This window comes from Parabacteroides sp. KHUB-01 (assembly GCF_056640935.1).
In genome coordinates, this window is the sequence record NZ_CM153256.1 from 639,762 (window position 1) to 654,107 (window position 14,346).

10 protein-coding genes are annotated in these 14,346 nt (G+C 39.3%); 4 read left to right on the forward strand and 6 right to left on the reverse strand.

The features are described from left to right. Positions 1-55 precede the first annotated feature (55 nt). The 3 genes from ACYIAR_RS03045 to ACYIAR_RS03055 form a co-directional block, all read right to left on the reverse strand. Positions 56-1,444, reverse strand: coding sequence for a sigma-54-dependent transcriptional regulator (locus tag ACYIAR_RS03045; protein WP_480332102.1), 1,389 nt, complete (start codon positions 1,442-1,444; stop codon positions 56-58). Positions 1,445-1,667: 223 nt separating this feature from the next. Then, the gene (locus ACYIAR_RS03050) at positions 1,668-2,744 is read right to left on the reverse strand and encodes a DUF4925 domain-containing protein (protein WP_480332104.1); all 1,077 of its coding nucleotides are present in this window, start codon (positions 2,742-2,744) and stop codon (positions 1,668-1,670) included. Between the two features lie 129 nt (positions 2,745-2,873). Next, positions 2,874-4,163 (reverse strand): L-cysteine desulfidase family protein, encoded by a 1,290-nt coding sequence (locus ACYIAR_RS03055; RefSeq protein WP_480332105.1) that lies wholly within the window; start codon positions 4,161-4,163, stop codon positions 2,874-2,876. Positions 4,164-4,414: 251 nt separating this feature from the next. On the opposite strand from ACYIAR_RS03055, the gene ACYIAR_RS03060 reads away from it, so the two are divergent. Together ACYIAR_RS03060 and upp are read left to right on the forward strand one after the other, a co-directional pair. Continuing rightward, positions 4,415-5,593 carry a porin gene (locus tag ACYIAR_RS03060; protein WP_480332106.1) on the forward strand — a complete coding sequence of 393 codons (1,179 nt, stop codon included), beginning with the start codon at positions 4,415-4,417 and terminating at the stop codon, positions 5,591-5,593. A gap of 75 nt (positions 5,594-5,668) precedes the next feature. Continuing rightward, positions 5,669-6,325: a uracil phosphoribosyltransferase gene (gene upp / locus ACYIAR_RS03065; protein WP_480332107.1), complete on the forward strand. Its 657-nt coding sequence runs from the start codon at positions 5,669-5,671 to the stop codon at positions 6,323-6,325. A gap of 3 nt (positions 6,326-6,328) precedes the next feature. Here the strand turns inward: upp and ACYIAR_RS03070 are convergent, their stop codons facing one another. The 3 genes from ACYIAR_RS03070 to ACYIAR_RS03080 all read right to left on the reverse strand — a co-directional run bounded on the left by ACYIAR_RS03070 (position 6,329) and on the right by ACYIAR_RS03080 (position 9,408). Then, entirely contained in the window at positions 6,329-6,832 is a 504-nt protein-coding gene (locus tag ACYIAR_RS03070) for an outer membrane beta-barrel protein (protein WP_480332108.1), read from the reverse strand. Positions 6,833-7,154: 322 nt separating this feature from the next. Further along, on the reverse strand, positions 7,155-8,861 hold the full coding sequence (locus ACYIAR_RS03075; RefSeq protein WP_480332109.1) for a trypsin-like peptidase domain-containing protein: 1,707 nt from the start codon (positions 8,859-8,861) through the stop codon (positions 7,155-7,157). A 16-nt stretch (positions 8,862-8,877) separates the two neighbouring features. Then, the gene (locus ACYIAR_RS03080) at positions 8,878-9,408 is read right to left on the reverse strand and encodes an FHA domain-containing protein (RefSeq protein WP_480332110.1); all 531 of its coding nucleotides are present in this window, start codon (positions 9,406-9,408) and stop codon (positions 8,878-8,880) included. A 229-nt stretch (positions 9,409-9,637) separates the two neighbouring features. Here ACYIAR_RS03080 and ACYIAR_RS03085 point away from each other — a divergent pair, with 229 nt between their 5' ends. Together ACYIAR_RS03085 and ACYIAR_RS03090 are read left to right on the forward strand one after the other, a co-directional pair. Continuing rightward, positions 9,638-9,985: a hypothetical protein gene (locus ACYIAR_RS03085; RefSeq protein ID WP_480332111.1), complete on the forward strand. Its 348-nt coding sequence runs from the start codon at positions 9,638-9,640 to the stop codon at positions 9,983-9,985. Between the two features lie 740 nt (positions 9,986-10,725). Then, positions 10,726-14,289, forward strand: a complete 3,564-nt coding sequence (locus ACYIAR_RS03090; protein WP_480332112.1) for a SusC/RagA family TonB-linked outer membrane protein — start codon at positions 10,726-10,728, stop codon at positions 14,287-14,289. The last annotated feature ends 57 nt before the right edge of the window (positions 14,290-14,346 follow it).

Sequence of the window (14,346 nt, forward strand, 5' to 3'; positions counted from 1 at the left end):
CTCGCCTATCACGAAAAGAAGGGTTTTTATGTAAAGATTGTTATATTCTGAAACTTCAGATATCCGACAATTCCAAACTCTTCAGCTTATTATATAAAGTCTTGCGGTCGATACCTAGCATTTGCGCAGCCTTTGTCTTATTATTTCCGCATGCAATCAATGCTTTGCGGATAAGTTCACGCTCGTGATTTTCATCCTTTAGCTGTGAAACGCCGACAACTTCACGGCGAGGAGCTTCAATCAATTCTTCAGGCAATTCACGGCGAGTAATGTATCTGCCCGTAGCCAGCAATGTTGCATATCTGATGACATTCTTCATCTGACGAAGATTTCCGGGCCATGAATATGATTCGAAAATCCTCATGGTTTCTGCATCGAAACCAACGATATCTTTCTGCAACTCACTGTTTGCCATATCCAGGAAATGATTGGCGAATAGAAGCAAGTCTTCTTTTCGCTCGCAAAGATTCGGGATACGGATTGTGAATTCATTTATTCGGTGATATAAATCCTCACGGAAATCTCCTTTGTCGATTGCCTGACGGAGATTTTCGTTGGTTGCCGAAACCAGACGCACATTAATATCTATTTCCTTGTTGCTGCCGACCGGACGAACTTTCCTCTCCTGCAATGCTCGAAGAAGCTGAACTTGCACTTCGTATGTAAGGTTTCCGATTTCATCTAGGAACAAAGTTCCGCCTTGAGCTGCAACAAAAGCTCCTGTCTTGTCGCTTATAGCTCCGGTAAACGAACCTTTCACATGACCGAAGAATTCCGACGCTGCCAAATCTTTTGGAATCGCGCCACAATCGACAGCTACGAAAGGAGCATTTTTTCTGTTGCTCTGCTCATGAATGCGTCGGGCAACATATTCCTTTCCCGTTCCGCTGGAACCATTTATTAGCACGGACATGTCTGTTGGCGCAACAAGACGTACATGCTCATAAAGTTGGCGAGCTTCGAAGCTCTGTCCTTCGATGTATTGATTAATTGCTTCACTCTTCTGTTTCTTTGCAGGCTCTGATTTTGCTTTAGCTGGCGCGGCAACCGTTTTCTTTGTGTTTGATGTTGTTTCGGCAGTCTCGTTTTGCTTTACCAGTTCATTGATTTTCTGCAGAAGATTTTCGGGATTGACAGGTTTGGATATATAATCCGAAGCACCAAGTTTCATTGCCTGAACAGCAGTCTGAATCTCGGCATATCCGGTCATCATAATAAAAGGAATTTCCCTTTCATTATCTTTCATCCATTTCAACAAATTAATACCATCCTGATCCGGCAGGCGCAAATCAGACAGAATCAAGTCGCACGCTTCCTTGCCAAGCCATTGCTCAGCGTCTGCTACACTTGACACACTATTCACTTTAAAACCTTTTTTCCCAAGCCAGGTTGTAAGCATCAAAGAGAAAGTTATATCATCTTCTACAATAAGAATAGATGGCATAAAGTACGTTTTTAAGTTTTGCAACAAAAGTACATATTTTGATTGAATTTACATTAGTGTTACATCACTTATTGAGAAAGATATTTTAAGGAAAGATTAGCGAGAAGAATAAAAAAGCACAGAAAACGCTGAATGAAATCATTACGTTTTCTGTGCTTGTATATTAATAAATGAAGTTTGTCAAACTCTACCTAAAGATAACAAATAATATTCTTGTTCAATATTATTTCTTCAAGTTCAAGCTAACTTTCATTTCTGTTGTACTACTCAATACTTCTGTCAATTGAGGCAACAATGCTTCTACCATAGGCTTAACATTTTCTGGGATAGATTTAAGAATCAAGCCTGAAATTGTTTCGTTTGTAAGAACGAATGAAAGAAGTGGAACAATAATATCTTTTTCCAATGTGATTGTTGCGTTGCTTCCATCAACAGAGCAAGTCAAAGGAACACCTTCAGACAAAAGAGGCAAGAACTGAGCAATAGCACCCATATCAAAACCAGCTTTAGTCTGGTTGATAACAGTAAGCAACATTGCAATATTCATCTGAACATACATCTTGTCGTCTTTCATATAATAATTAGCAATGTTCAGAGGAGAAACCTTTTTCTCACCGTCCTTATTGTAATCAGCTACGATATTTCCATCATTATTGAAAGAGATTGTATTCAAGGCAGCCTTGATTGGCTTATCTAAAGCCATAGAAAGAAATTGAACTAAATTTTCAACAGGCCATTCTTCAGTAGAACCAGGCAACAAAATACCTTTATCAGAATTCCATACAAGAGTAACAACCTTAGCATCTGCCAAATTCCAAGTTCCCTGAATTTTGCTTTCCGGCATAACATTGTTGATAGCCAAAGTAAGTTTTCCTTTTTCTACCTGACCTTTATATTCAGTTGTACGTCCGTTCTGTGAATCTGTGCCTTCGAACTTATAAGTTTCACCGTCAAGAGTCAAAGCCACATTAGAAATAGTTGTTGTAACTTCACCTGGAATTACACCCGGAGCCAAGTTCATTACAGGCATATCAGCCTTAGTTGGAATAAGTGAAGTAAGATCGAACTCGCCCTTCATTTCCAAAGTGGCAGTCTTACCGTCTGTTGTATTAAATGTGATAACTTTTCCAGGAAGAACACTTTCGCTATAAGTCAAGTCCAAAGATTCTCCTTTATAAGATGCATTTACATCCAGAACTTTTCCTTCTTCAACAGTTGGTTTATCATCTTTACTACAAGATGTAGTCATTAAACTTAAAGAACATAGCATAGTAAATGCATACAATAAATTCCTTTTCATAAACAATTAATTTTAATTAGTAAAATAGCCAATATCTATCATAAGACAAATACAAGCGTTTTTTTATCACTCCTTTTATATTTGATATCAGATAATCTGATTTCAAAGTCTTATATTTTTATCCGGGAATTAACATGACTTATGAGTCATAATATCAAGCACCAGCTTGTCAGTTTCTTCCATTCCCTTGGAACCAATAGATGTCAGGTTACGGATTGAAATATCCACATCTTCGTCAATGATTCCTTCAACTGAAGTAACAACTTTATCTTCGATTGCCATCATTGCAGAAAGCATAGCAGTTGAAACTCCGCTGGAAACTTTCATTGCGCAGCTTGGTTTGGCTCCGTCGCAAATCATACCAGTGATATTTCCAATCATATTCTTGATTGCGTATGACATCTGGCGTCTGTTTCCTCCCATAAGCCAAGTGATGGCACAGCTTGCGCCTGTTGCAGCAACGACACATCCGCAAAGGGCAGACAATCTTCCCAAACTCTGCTTTATATATATTACCATAAGATGGCTCAGCATAAGAGCACGTATCAACTGTTCTTCAGAAGCATTCATATCTTCAGCAAATGAAACAACAGGCAAAGTCGCAGCTATGCCCTGATTTCCGCTACCTGAATTACTCATAACAGGAATCATAGCACCATCCATTCTGGCATCGCAAGCAGCAGATGTTAATGTAAGCATGTGAGTGAAAGAAGAATCACCCATATATTTCTTTCCTACTGGACCGGAAATTGTCTTGCTGACAGTATGTCCGTAATTAGCTTTTACGGAAGCCAAAGCTGCCTTCTTGTTCAATTCGGCAGTTTTCAATATGAAACGGATATCATCAAGCGGAGATTCAAGAGCAAAATCACACACTGTGTTGAATGTAAGAGTAAAGTCCTCATCATGAGCATCGTCATCAGAAGAATACTCATGCCTTTTATCAAGAAGAATTTCTCCGTTCTTCTCTACATAAACGAAGTTAGTGTGCTCATGACTAATAACAACTTTAGAGAAATTATCAGCAGCATAAGCCACAATCTCAATATATAATTTATCTACATTTTCCTTCAGAGCAATATTAATACAATGGCTGTCGACCATTTGTTTGCCTTCTTCCAAAGATTCCGGAGATAGATCTCGCAAAACTTCCAGCTCGTATTCCGATTTTCCAATCAATGCGCCTAAAGCGACAGCTATTGGCAAACCAACCATTCCTGTTCCTGGAATACCAACACCCATAGCATTCTTTAATATATTGGCACTAAGGAAAACATCTAATTTTTCAGGTTTAGCACCAAGCACTTCGGCAGCTTTAGCTGAAGCCAAAGCTACGGCTATTGGCTCTGTACATCCGATTGCCGGGATAACTTCTCTGTTTATAAGCTTTATAATCTGTGTTTTAATTGCATCATTCATGGCTATTCATTTTTCTGAGAGTACAAAGATAAAATATTTGCATGACAATGTATTTGTAAGGATGAAAAAAAGAATATATTTGCAATATATAATAATTGACGTTTTGCAAGTTGTTCAACCCAAAAACCAAAGAATACTTCAGGCAACAGTTTACACTGAGTTGATAAAAGGAATAGTTGTAATTAGCTTGTCAATCCGTCAAATTGTATTCTGCATGCAAAACTTGCGAAACATCTAAACATAATATTTATATGCTGAAACGTTTATTATGTTCAATTACAGTTATAGGATTATCTCCGTTTTTTATTGCTGCACAAGAAATAACCCAGCATGAAAAGCCTGGAGAACAGTTAACCTTGGTTGAAAGACTGACTCATGGGAAAACCAGCATTGAAAATGCAGAAATGAACTTTCAAATATTTACGACTGCCAATGCAGAATTTCATGACAAGAATTTTGATGGGGCTAATTTCAAGCTGAACAGAGTAAGGCTGGAAATAAAAGGTGATGTAGGGAAATATCTTTCTTATCACTATCGCCAGTCGTTCAACAAATATATGGATCCATTTTCACTCGACAATCTGTCTTCATCTCTGGAACTGGCTTGCGTAAATCTCAATCTGTCCGACAAACTGTCGATAACAGCAGGAAAGCATTTCCTTGCTATGGGCGGATATGAATATTATGTCAATGCCATAAAAGTACGTGAATTCAGCGAATTCAACGAAATGATAAGCTGCTATCAGGCTGGTGTCACTGCAAACTGGCAAATCACTCCTACTCAGGAATTATGTCTTCAGGTAATGAACAACCGTTCCGGAAGTGACGATGAAATATACAAGACAGGTTTGCCAGAAGGCGTAAAATCGGCAAAAGTTCCATTTTTCTATTCTGCAAACTGGAACAGTTATTATGCAGACAGAAGTATAATGCTGAGATATGCTGCATCACTGGCACAAGTGGCACAAGGATACAGTGCTTTTTATTTCACTTGTGGAAATATATACGAGAAAGGTCCTTGGCTTGCCTACCTTGATATTATGTACACTAAACAGCAACTGGACCAGCACGGAATAATAAGCCATTTGCCGGCAAATCCATCAATGGCTCCGAATACCGAATATTTGTCTGTAATCGGGAACGTGGATTTCAGGTTTCACCCAAGATGGAACAGCTATATCAAAGGTGCATTTGAAACGGGACGAGTATATAAAAGTTCAGAATACTTCGAAAAAGGGAATTACCGTAATTCCTGGAATATTCAAACATGCCTGGAATATTTCCCTTTCCCGAATATAGATCTTTTCGTATTCGGTCTGTACTCATACCGAGGTGTAAACCTTAATGACAGAACTGTTGAACTTGGAGCTACGGCCTACGACAGACACAGATTCTCACTCGGACTGGTTTATTCTATTCCTGTATTTTAGAGAATATGCGACAAACAGAAATTTACACAATATTTTGACTAACAAATTGATACAATACATTAATTTATATTAGAAATGGAAATAATAAATTTAGGAGCAGGAAACTCAATCTTAAACAAATTCGTATCAGAACTGAGAGATGTGAATATCCAGAAGGACAGTATGAGATTCCGAAGAAATATTGAAAGAATTGGAGAAATAATGGCTTATGAAATCAGTCGCCGTTTCGACTATGCAATTCAGGAAATACAATCTCCTCTCGGAATTGCACCAATGTCTTTGCATACTGACAATATCGTAATCAGCACAATTCTTAGAGCCGGACTTCCTTTCCATCAGGGTTTTCTCAGCTATCTTGACCATGCGGAGAATGCCTTTGTTTCTGCATACAGAAGATATAAAGACAGACTAAACTTCGACATTCATATCGAATATATAGCTTCTCCTTCAATACAAGACAAAACTCTTATAATAACAGACCCGATGCTTGCAACTGGAAGCTCCATGGAAATGGCATATCACGCTCTGCAAACAAAAGGCGAGCCGGCGCATATACATGTTGCATCAATAATTGCCAGCAAACCCGCTTTGGAATATGTAAAAAGTAAATTGCCTAAAGATAAAACAACAGTTTGGGTTGCCGCACTAGACGACAAACTAGACGACCACGCATACATCGTTCCGGGATTGGGCGACGCAGGCGATCTTGCTTACGGAGAAAAAGAAGATTGAATATCAGAAATGATACGCAACGCGGAATGATATAAGCGTCTGGTTCATCGTCTTGACTAGATTATACTTTAGCTCTGCACCAAGGGTAAACAAGTCGGTGAGCCAGACTTCTCCTCCAACTCCTGCATTTACACCAATGCGTGTAAAGTTCTCCTTCCCTTTCAGAACCGAATGATCAAGATGCCATTCATAAGTATCTTTCCAGAATGACAAATCTATACCAGCCAAAGGATAAATGACAAATATATCTCCAAGAGGAACAACATAATGAGCATTCATATCCAATGCCCATCCGCTCAATCCGCCATCCTTTACGAAATATGTCAGACCGGGATTCAAACGTATTTCGTCAGTTATATTATATCTGTAATCTATTCCTACAGTAGCATTCTTTGTCTTGAATCCATAACCAACCTGAAAGCCTACAGATGAATATCCTTGATATATCTGAGCCTTTACTGTCATTCCAAGGAACAACAAAAGAGAAAGTATTATTATTTTCTTCATAAAGAACATTTTTTATTAACTTAACTTTCAGATAACGAGTTAACAAGAAGACAAGTTAACAAGGGCTTTTAGATATAAATTGTAAAGTTACAGGTGTTTTTATCTTGTTAACTTGTACCTGAAGCCTTGTTAACTTTTAAGTTGAGCAACTTGCGCAACTTAAATATACTAATTAAGTATCACAAGTAAGAACTTTCAGGTTATCGATTGATAAGGAGACAAGTTGGCAAGCCTTTTTTAAGATATCCTAAATTAATACTTATATATTAACCTCGTCAACTTGTCTATAAAACCTTATCTTCTTAATATTTAATGGTCAGGATTAATAATTCTCCTTCAACAACCTGTCCGCAACCTTATCTCCCAATTCACTAGCCTTGAGCAAAGACACTTTCGCTTCATCCATCTTTTTCTGACGTATTAGCGACACTCCGCGCAATCTGTGACAAGCAGCAAAGTCCGGAGCCAAAGCCAAGGCTTTGTCCACACTTGCCAACGCTTCGGCATATTGCTCCTTTCTAATCAGGACAGACGCTTCTTCGGCAAGATATGTAGCATTGTCCGGCGCCATCTTGATTGCTTCTTTTATGTCGGCCAAAGCGCCATCCAAATCGTTGGCACGGAATTTTGCCTGTTCACGGAAATAATAGAAACTGTCATTCACATTGCCATTCATCATCTGGTAATACAAATCATAATCGGCAATAGCTTCACGATATTTCGTTAATTTCAGTTTCCAGTCAATACGTTCCAAAACAAACGGAGCTATTTCCGGTTTTGGAGATGATTCGCCCGCAACTATGGCACTATCCAGCAAATTAATAATCTCTCCAATATTGACATTAGGCATTTTCTCACGCAATTTGGCTGCCATATACCATGTTGAAGGCGAAGCTATGTCGCTTTTATTTACAATCATATATTCGTCATATGCCTGCTGCATATTTCCTTCGTTCACATATATATCTGCCTTAAGCTGGTGATAAAGCGGCTTGTCCGATTCCGATATTGCCTCGTCCAGTTTTGCCTTTGCCGATTCCACACTCCAACTACCATTGTTGAGCAGCGAATCCGACGATGCTACGCCATACATAAGCTTAGCTTCCTGATATAAGCCTTCACTCTTATCGTCAACTTTATCCTGATATGAACGGATATCATTCATTGCCATATCGAGGCTGTTTGCTCCCAATTCTTTTCTGAAATAAGCATAATGCGAAGCTCTGCTCAGATAAGCATCTGTATTTGATGGGAAAGTCTGAATGTAATCGTTCAAAGTTTCCAAGTAAGTCTTTGCATCCTGTTTTCCCTGAAGCAACATAAGCATCACCTGTGCTTGCTCGGCATTCTCTGGCCACGCCTTGCGTATTCCCAAATCAGAATAAGTGGAGTTAAGAACATCCATTGCCTGAATAGTCAGACTATGCGCATAAGCTGCCGAAACGGCAAACGAACGTTCCTTGTTTCCCGAAGCATCTTCCTGAGCAAGACCTATGACTTTTCCATCTTCCGTCATAATAGGCGAATTCACCCAATCATGATTTATCGGGATAGACAATTCATAGTAACTGTAATCGCCTTTCAGCTTTGTGATATCATTGATTTTGCCGCTTCCGAAATTCTTTATCTTACCTTCGGAGAAAGGCATAAGATAAGCAGTGCTTCCTTCAGCCGGTTTCTGGTCGGCTATGACAAGAAAAGCAACTTTCTTATCTACATCGGCACGCAAGCGGATAACATCATACAGCTCATCGGCACCAATCACTCGCGACACTTCATATTCCTTGCCTTTGGCATCTTTCACCACGGCATGGTCAGCGTTCTTCAACACAGAATATGACGACAGCAACTCTCCCGTTTCGGAAACGAAAAATCCGGTTCCTTTACGCAACTCTTTGTTGTCTTTATTATATGTAGTTATAACCACTACAGCCTGTTTCTGCTTGTCCATCCATTTTGGAGCCTTCTGCTGCGCATGGATAGACACGGCAATAAAACTTGCCAGAAAGAATGATATATATTTTCTCATGGTAAAAAAACTTTTTTTATTCCTCTCCGTCCGGAGTATGGAGAATAAATGTTGTTGCCCCGATTGTCACGATTGCTCCATCTTCAATGACAACTCGTTCGTTTTTTCCGAGGATTTCATTACGCAGGAATGTTCCCGTAAGACTTGGGAAATCGCGCAGTGTATAAACCAATTTTCCGTCGCTTCCCTGTTTCACATTGATGATGCAATGTTTGCGTCCCATACTAGGGTCGCTTGTTATGATTGGCGCATCAACTCCTTCGGTGTCTTTGTTTCGGCGTCCGATAACATTATCTCCCAAAATCAACGGCAAATCCTGCTTGAAAGCAAAAGCATTCTCAATCACTGTTATGAATCCGCATGAGAAATCCGGTTCTTTCACTTCTTTTTCCAATCCGGATTCGGTGCGAACTACTTTGCGTCCTATTTTTATCTTGAACTGGGCTGTACATTGAGGACAAACTATAGCCAATACTTTTCCGTCAGGATATTTAGTATCATCAAAAGCAATCTGACGATCACACTTGGGACAAAATACTCTTTTCATTTTTCTAATTTACATTTTGAGAACAAAGATATAAAAGGTTATGGATTTTTTCCACAATTTTACTCATTATTCCACAAAACAGGAATTATAGCTATAATATCTTATCATTCTTTCTTACAATATGTTAACCAAAATATCATTTTTATGGCACAAGCATTGCCATTAGATATATGAACGGAATAACACAGCATACACATTATGCTGATTCAACATTTAAAACTCAAAGGTCATGAAAAAAAGAATTATAGTAGCTGTTGCAATAGTATTGGGCAGCATTTCAGGAATAAACGCAATTGAGAACGTAAACAAAACTAACGAAGCTATCAGAACTGAAGCAAATCTAAATACTTCGGATGTCGAAGAAATGGAATATACTGAAATTTATCTCAGCGACATCACAAACGAAGTTATGACAAAAATTGCACAGGAAGGAGCAATGATAAAACAGGCTTTCATGACTTACACAAAGGAAGGAATACGCCTCTACAAATTATTCCTATATTCTTGCGAACTCCAGGAAGCAACTTTATATATCACGGAAACCGGACAAACTGTCAATGAAATAGTGTTCCCTTGATAAAAGAGGCGAAAATCTCGTTGCATACGAAAGAGATTTATTACTGATAATTTTATTCTTATTTTTATATAAATGCTAGTCTATTCTTAAAACTAAGTCTTGGTTTGTAAAAATCAAGTCTTAGTTTTTATAAACTTAGTCTTAGTTTTTAAAAACTAAAGCTTAGTTTATAGAATATATAATATATTTCCGGATTATACGGCAAAGCTTAAAGATTATACAGCAAATAATAAGGAATATATATTATATATCTCCGGCTTTCATAAGTTTGGTTGGCAAGGACATAATAAAAGTGTGCCGCTCTCACGAGCCACACACTCCATCAAATAATTAATTAACAAAAAACAAAGACTGATTTCATTGGTCAAATAAATACTAAAAAACAACCTTAGTGATACAAATGTAAATAGTTTAATTTACTACAAACAAAATCAGTGACAAACACCACAAAAGTGATGACAAACGTATGCGGAGGCATATTGCCACAAGCTGTTCAATAGTATACTTTTGCATTTGAATTGATCTTAATAAACAATATAAATAATCTGCCACTTGATGACAGTGAATATCATTGACTGATAGCTGTGTTCCATTTCTCGCAACTTAGTTATAAAGCTTCAGAGAATGGAGCACAGCATCACTCAGTTCAAAAACACTCATTACTAAGAAAGAATACTTTCTATTGAAAGAAATGCCAAAAGATTATTGGGAATAATAACCGTTTTAAAACTTAATTTTATATGAAGAATCATGCATTATGGATGCTTCCGATGATTGCTATCGGAACTGTCGCATCTGCGCAAAATTCTGCAATAACAGGAAAAGTTGTCGACGCTGATGGCTATGAACTTCCGGGCGTCAACGTAAGTATCAAAGGAACTAAAATCGGGACACTAACATCCATCGACGGAACATTTTCAATCAGTAATATTCCAGACAAGGAAAAAGCCGTGATAGTTTTCTCATATGTAGGATATAAAACTGTGGAAATGCGCGTGGGCTCACAAACATCATTCAATGTGATGATGAAGGAAGACACGGAAAATCTTGACGAAGTTGTAATTCTGGGCTATGGCTCACAGAGCAGGAAAAACCTTACTGGTGCAGTGAGCCAGATTGACTCAAAAGTTATCGGAGTTCAGAATGTTTCAACTGTGTCAAAAGCCCTTGAAGGCTCAATCCCGGGACTTCAGGTTTCTGCAGCTGACGGACAGCCTGGTGTTGATATGGGAATAAGAGTGAGAGGTGTAAGTTCTGCAACGGGAAACAATGCTTCGGCGCTAATCGTAATTGATGGTGTTCCGGCGCAGAACGAAAACCCGCTGTCAAACATGAATCCTCAGGATATTGAAACAATTACCGTTCTTAAAGACGCAGCATCAACTGCAATGTATGGTTCACGTGGAGCAAATGGTGTAGTTCTGATTACTACGAAAAAGGGAAAGACTGGAAAGACTCGTATTTCGTTTGACGCAAGATGGGGATGGAATTCTATCGGTTCGTTCAACACCAGTGGAATGACTAGTGCCGCAGATTATTACACTTATGTTTGGCAATCAATCTACAACTCATACAGATATGGAGTTAATGGAACCGGACGTCCGGGAATTGACGAGAACGGTGTTCCATACACAAATGTGAACAATCCTAACCACACTCACGAAGAAGCAGCCAAATTTGCCAGCGAGCATCTTTTCAACTACAATAGTGGAGCGAGCAATAGTGAAACAAATTTCTACAGAAACGGATTAGGAAACTGGATGGCATATAATGTTCCGGGAGCAATCTACACCCCGGATGGAGGAACAGGAGTTCTGCAAAGTGCCACAATGAGCGGACAATATCTTGTTGGACTGGACGGGAAAATAAATCCGAACGCGCAATTCCTCTATGGCGACGGAGATACTTATGCCGACGCATTGCTGAACACAGCTTTCCGTCAGGAATATAACATATCTGCCAGCGGAGGTTCGGACAAGGTAAGTTATTACACATCTCTCGGCTATCTGTCCGACCCGTCATATATTCGCTCTTCCGATTTCGAAAGATACAGCGGACGTGCCAATGTAGATGCCAAATTGTTCAAATGGCTTAAAGTTGGAGCTAATGTGGGATACACACGCACAACTACAAATGCGATGTCGACCAAATGGGGACGAAATCCGGGCGCTGCAACAGGAAACGTGATGCTGTATGTAAACGGACATTTGCCGACAATGTCAATGTGGGCGCGCGAGGCAAACAGCGACGGCTCAATTGGTAATATAATATATGTAGACGGACAGAAGAAGGAAGCCGGAGTTGAAGGTTCTTCTTATTCTCCTCTTGGTTCAACTGCAGGTAATCAGCTGGGGCGTGATATTCTTTTCGAGATTGACGAAAACAAGAATCAGACAGAAGTTGATCTTTGGACATCAAGAGTATATGCCGACTTTTCATTCCTGAAAGACTTCAAGCTGACTGTTAATTTTTCAATGGATCAACACGCCAATAAGCTGACAAAATATCTGAATAGCAAAAGCGGACTTGGTGATGGTGTGGGCGGCATAGGAACACAGAAATATACCCAAAGGATTATAAACACTCAACAGCTCCTGAGCTATAACAAGGACATAAACAAACATCACGTTGATGCATTGATTGGTCATGAATACAATGATTTGGATAAAGATATGCTTAGCTGGGGTTCGGCTTATGAACTGATTCCGGGATATATTTCTCCAGGAAACTTTACAAGCCACTATTATAATATTTCCAATCTTGCCACTCCGGGATGGTCGCTCGACAAAGTCCGAATGGAATCATATATGGCGAGGGCTAATTATGTATATGACGATAAATATTATTTGTCTGGTTCTGTGAGAAGTGATGGTTCATCAAAATTCATGATAAATAAATGGGGCACATTCTGGTCAGTAGGCGGTGGATGGCGTTTCACATCCGAACCGTTCATGCAGGCAACCAAAGGATGGCTGGACAATGCTAAGCTCCGTGCAAGCTACGGTGTCATTGGTAACCAGAATGGTATTGGTAACTATACAAACCACACTTGGACTTATGGCGTGGCTGTATGGAATCCTTCAACTAACGGACAGGGAACAGGACAAGAATATTCCATTGGCTATGGTTCACTGATAAACGAAGAACTTACTTGGGAAACAGTTCATACAACTGATATCGGTCTTGATTTCTCTCTGTTTGGAAACAAACTGGTTGGTAGCGTGGATTTTTATGATAATCTAACGGTCAACTCTTTCTACAACGAACCTGTATCTATTCTTGGAAATGCCGGAGCAGAAACCAGACAACGTAACTCTGCCAAGTTAAGAAACAGAGGTTTTGAATTAGAATTAAGTACAAACATCATAAACACCAGAGATTGGACATGGAGCGTGTCACTCAACGGTACTCATTACAGAACAATCTTGGTTGACGTTCCGGAATCTACAATTCCCGCCTGGAACGAAACTTCTGACCTTCCTAAAGGAACTTGGCTTGCCAACGGAGAAGGATGGAGTGCGACTGGCTCAGGTGATACAAGTTTCCCGTTCTATCTGAGAGGCGAAGGTCGTGACTGGTATAATATTTATTTGTATAGATATGCCGGAGTTGACCAGAACAGCGGTCTTCCAATGTATTGGCACCGCGTTACGTATGACGATGTGCACAACAATGACCACGGCGGACGCTACGCTAATTATCAAGTCGGAGACAATGTTCCTACAACCGTAAGCAGCGACGCTTCGCAATATGAAATGGGAAGTGCGATTCCAAAATGGATTGGCGGATTCACAACTTCGTTGCGCTATAAGGATTTCGACCTTCAGGTGATACTTGCATATCAACTTGGTGGAAAATTCTTCTCCACAGAATATGCCAACGGACTTTACAGAAGTGCTCAGGCAGGAATTGGATATGAGCCTCAATCAACAGATTTGTTAGGAAATACCTGGACTCCGCAAAATACTAATGCATATTTTCCAATGCAATGGTATGCTGTTGACGAGAACTTTTATTACGATGGTTCAACCTTTGGTTCGTGGAAATACACAGATATGTCATTGTTCTCAGCTTCTTATTTGAGATGTAAGAATATCACTTTGGGATACACTCTTCCTCAGAACTTATTAGACAAAATGCATATAAGTAAATTAAGAGTATATGCTTCTGCTGACAATCTGTTTTTTGTTTCTGCTAAAAAAGGTGTTGACCCAAGTATGGCTCTTACTGGAGGTTGGGCTGTCGGACAATACATTTATCCAACTATGCGAACAATGTCCATTGGTATAAATCTTGAGTTCTAGTCTTTATTTAGTAATTAATGTTTCGAAAAACTTAATATGAGATAGTGGCAAAAATAG

What these genes read in the sequence shown, in the direction of transcription:
- ACYIAR_RS03045 (WP_480332102.1), bottom strand. Translation starts at nt 1,444, where the DNA reads ATGCCATCTATTCTTATTGTAGAAGATGATATAACTTTCTCTTTGATG.
- ACYIAR_RS03050 (WP_480332104.1), bottom strand. Translation starts at nt 2,744, where the DNA reads ATGAAAAGGAATTTATTGTATGCATTTACTATGCTATGTTCTTTAAGT.
- ACYIAR_RS03055 (WP_480332105.1), bottom strand. Translation starts at nt 4,163, where the DNA reads ATGAATGATGCAATTAAAACACAGATTATAAAGCTTATAAACAGAGAA.
- ACYIAR_RS03060 (WP_480332106.1), top strand. Translation starts at nt 4,415, where the DNA reads ATGCTGAAACGTTTATTATGTTCAATTACAGTTATAGGATTATCTCCG.
- upp (WP_480332107.1), top strand. Translation starts at nt 5,669, where the DNA reads ATGGAAATAATAAATTTAGGAGCAGGAAACTCAATCTTAAACAAATTC.
- ACYIAR_RS03070 (WP_480332108.1), bottom strand. Translation starts at nt 6,832, where the DNA reads ATGAAGAAAATAATAATACTTTCTCTTTTGTTGTTCCTTGGAATGACA.
- ACYIAR_RS03075 (WP_480332109.1), bottom strand. Translation starts at nt 8,861, where the DNA reads ATGAGAAAATATATATCATTCTTTCTGGCAAGTTTTATTGCCGTGTCT.
- ACYIAR_RS03080 (WP_480332110.1), bottom strand. Translation starts at nt 9,408, where the DNA reads ATGAAAAGAGTATTTTGTCCCAAGTGTGATCGTCAGATTGCTTTTGAT.
- ACYIAR_RS03085 (WP_480332111.1), top strand. Translation starts at nt 9,638, where the DNA reads ATGAAAAAAAGAATTATAGTAGCTGTTGCAATAGTATTGGGCAGCATT.
- ACYIAR_RS03090 (WP_480332112.1), top strand. Translation starts at nt 10,726, where the DNA reads ATGAAGAATCATGCATTATGGATGCTTCCGATGATTGCTATCGGAACT.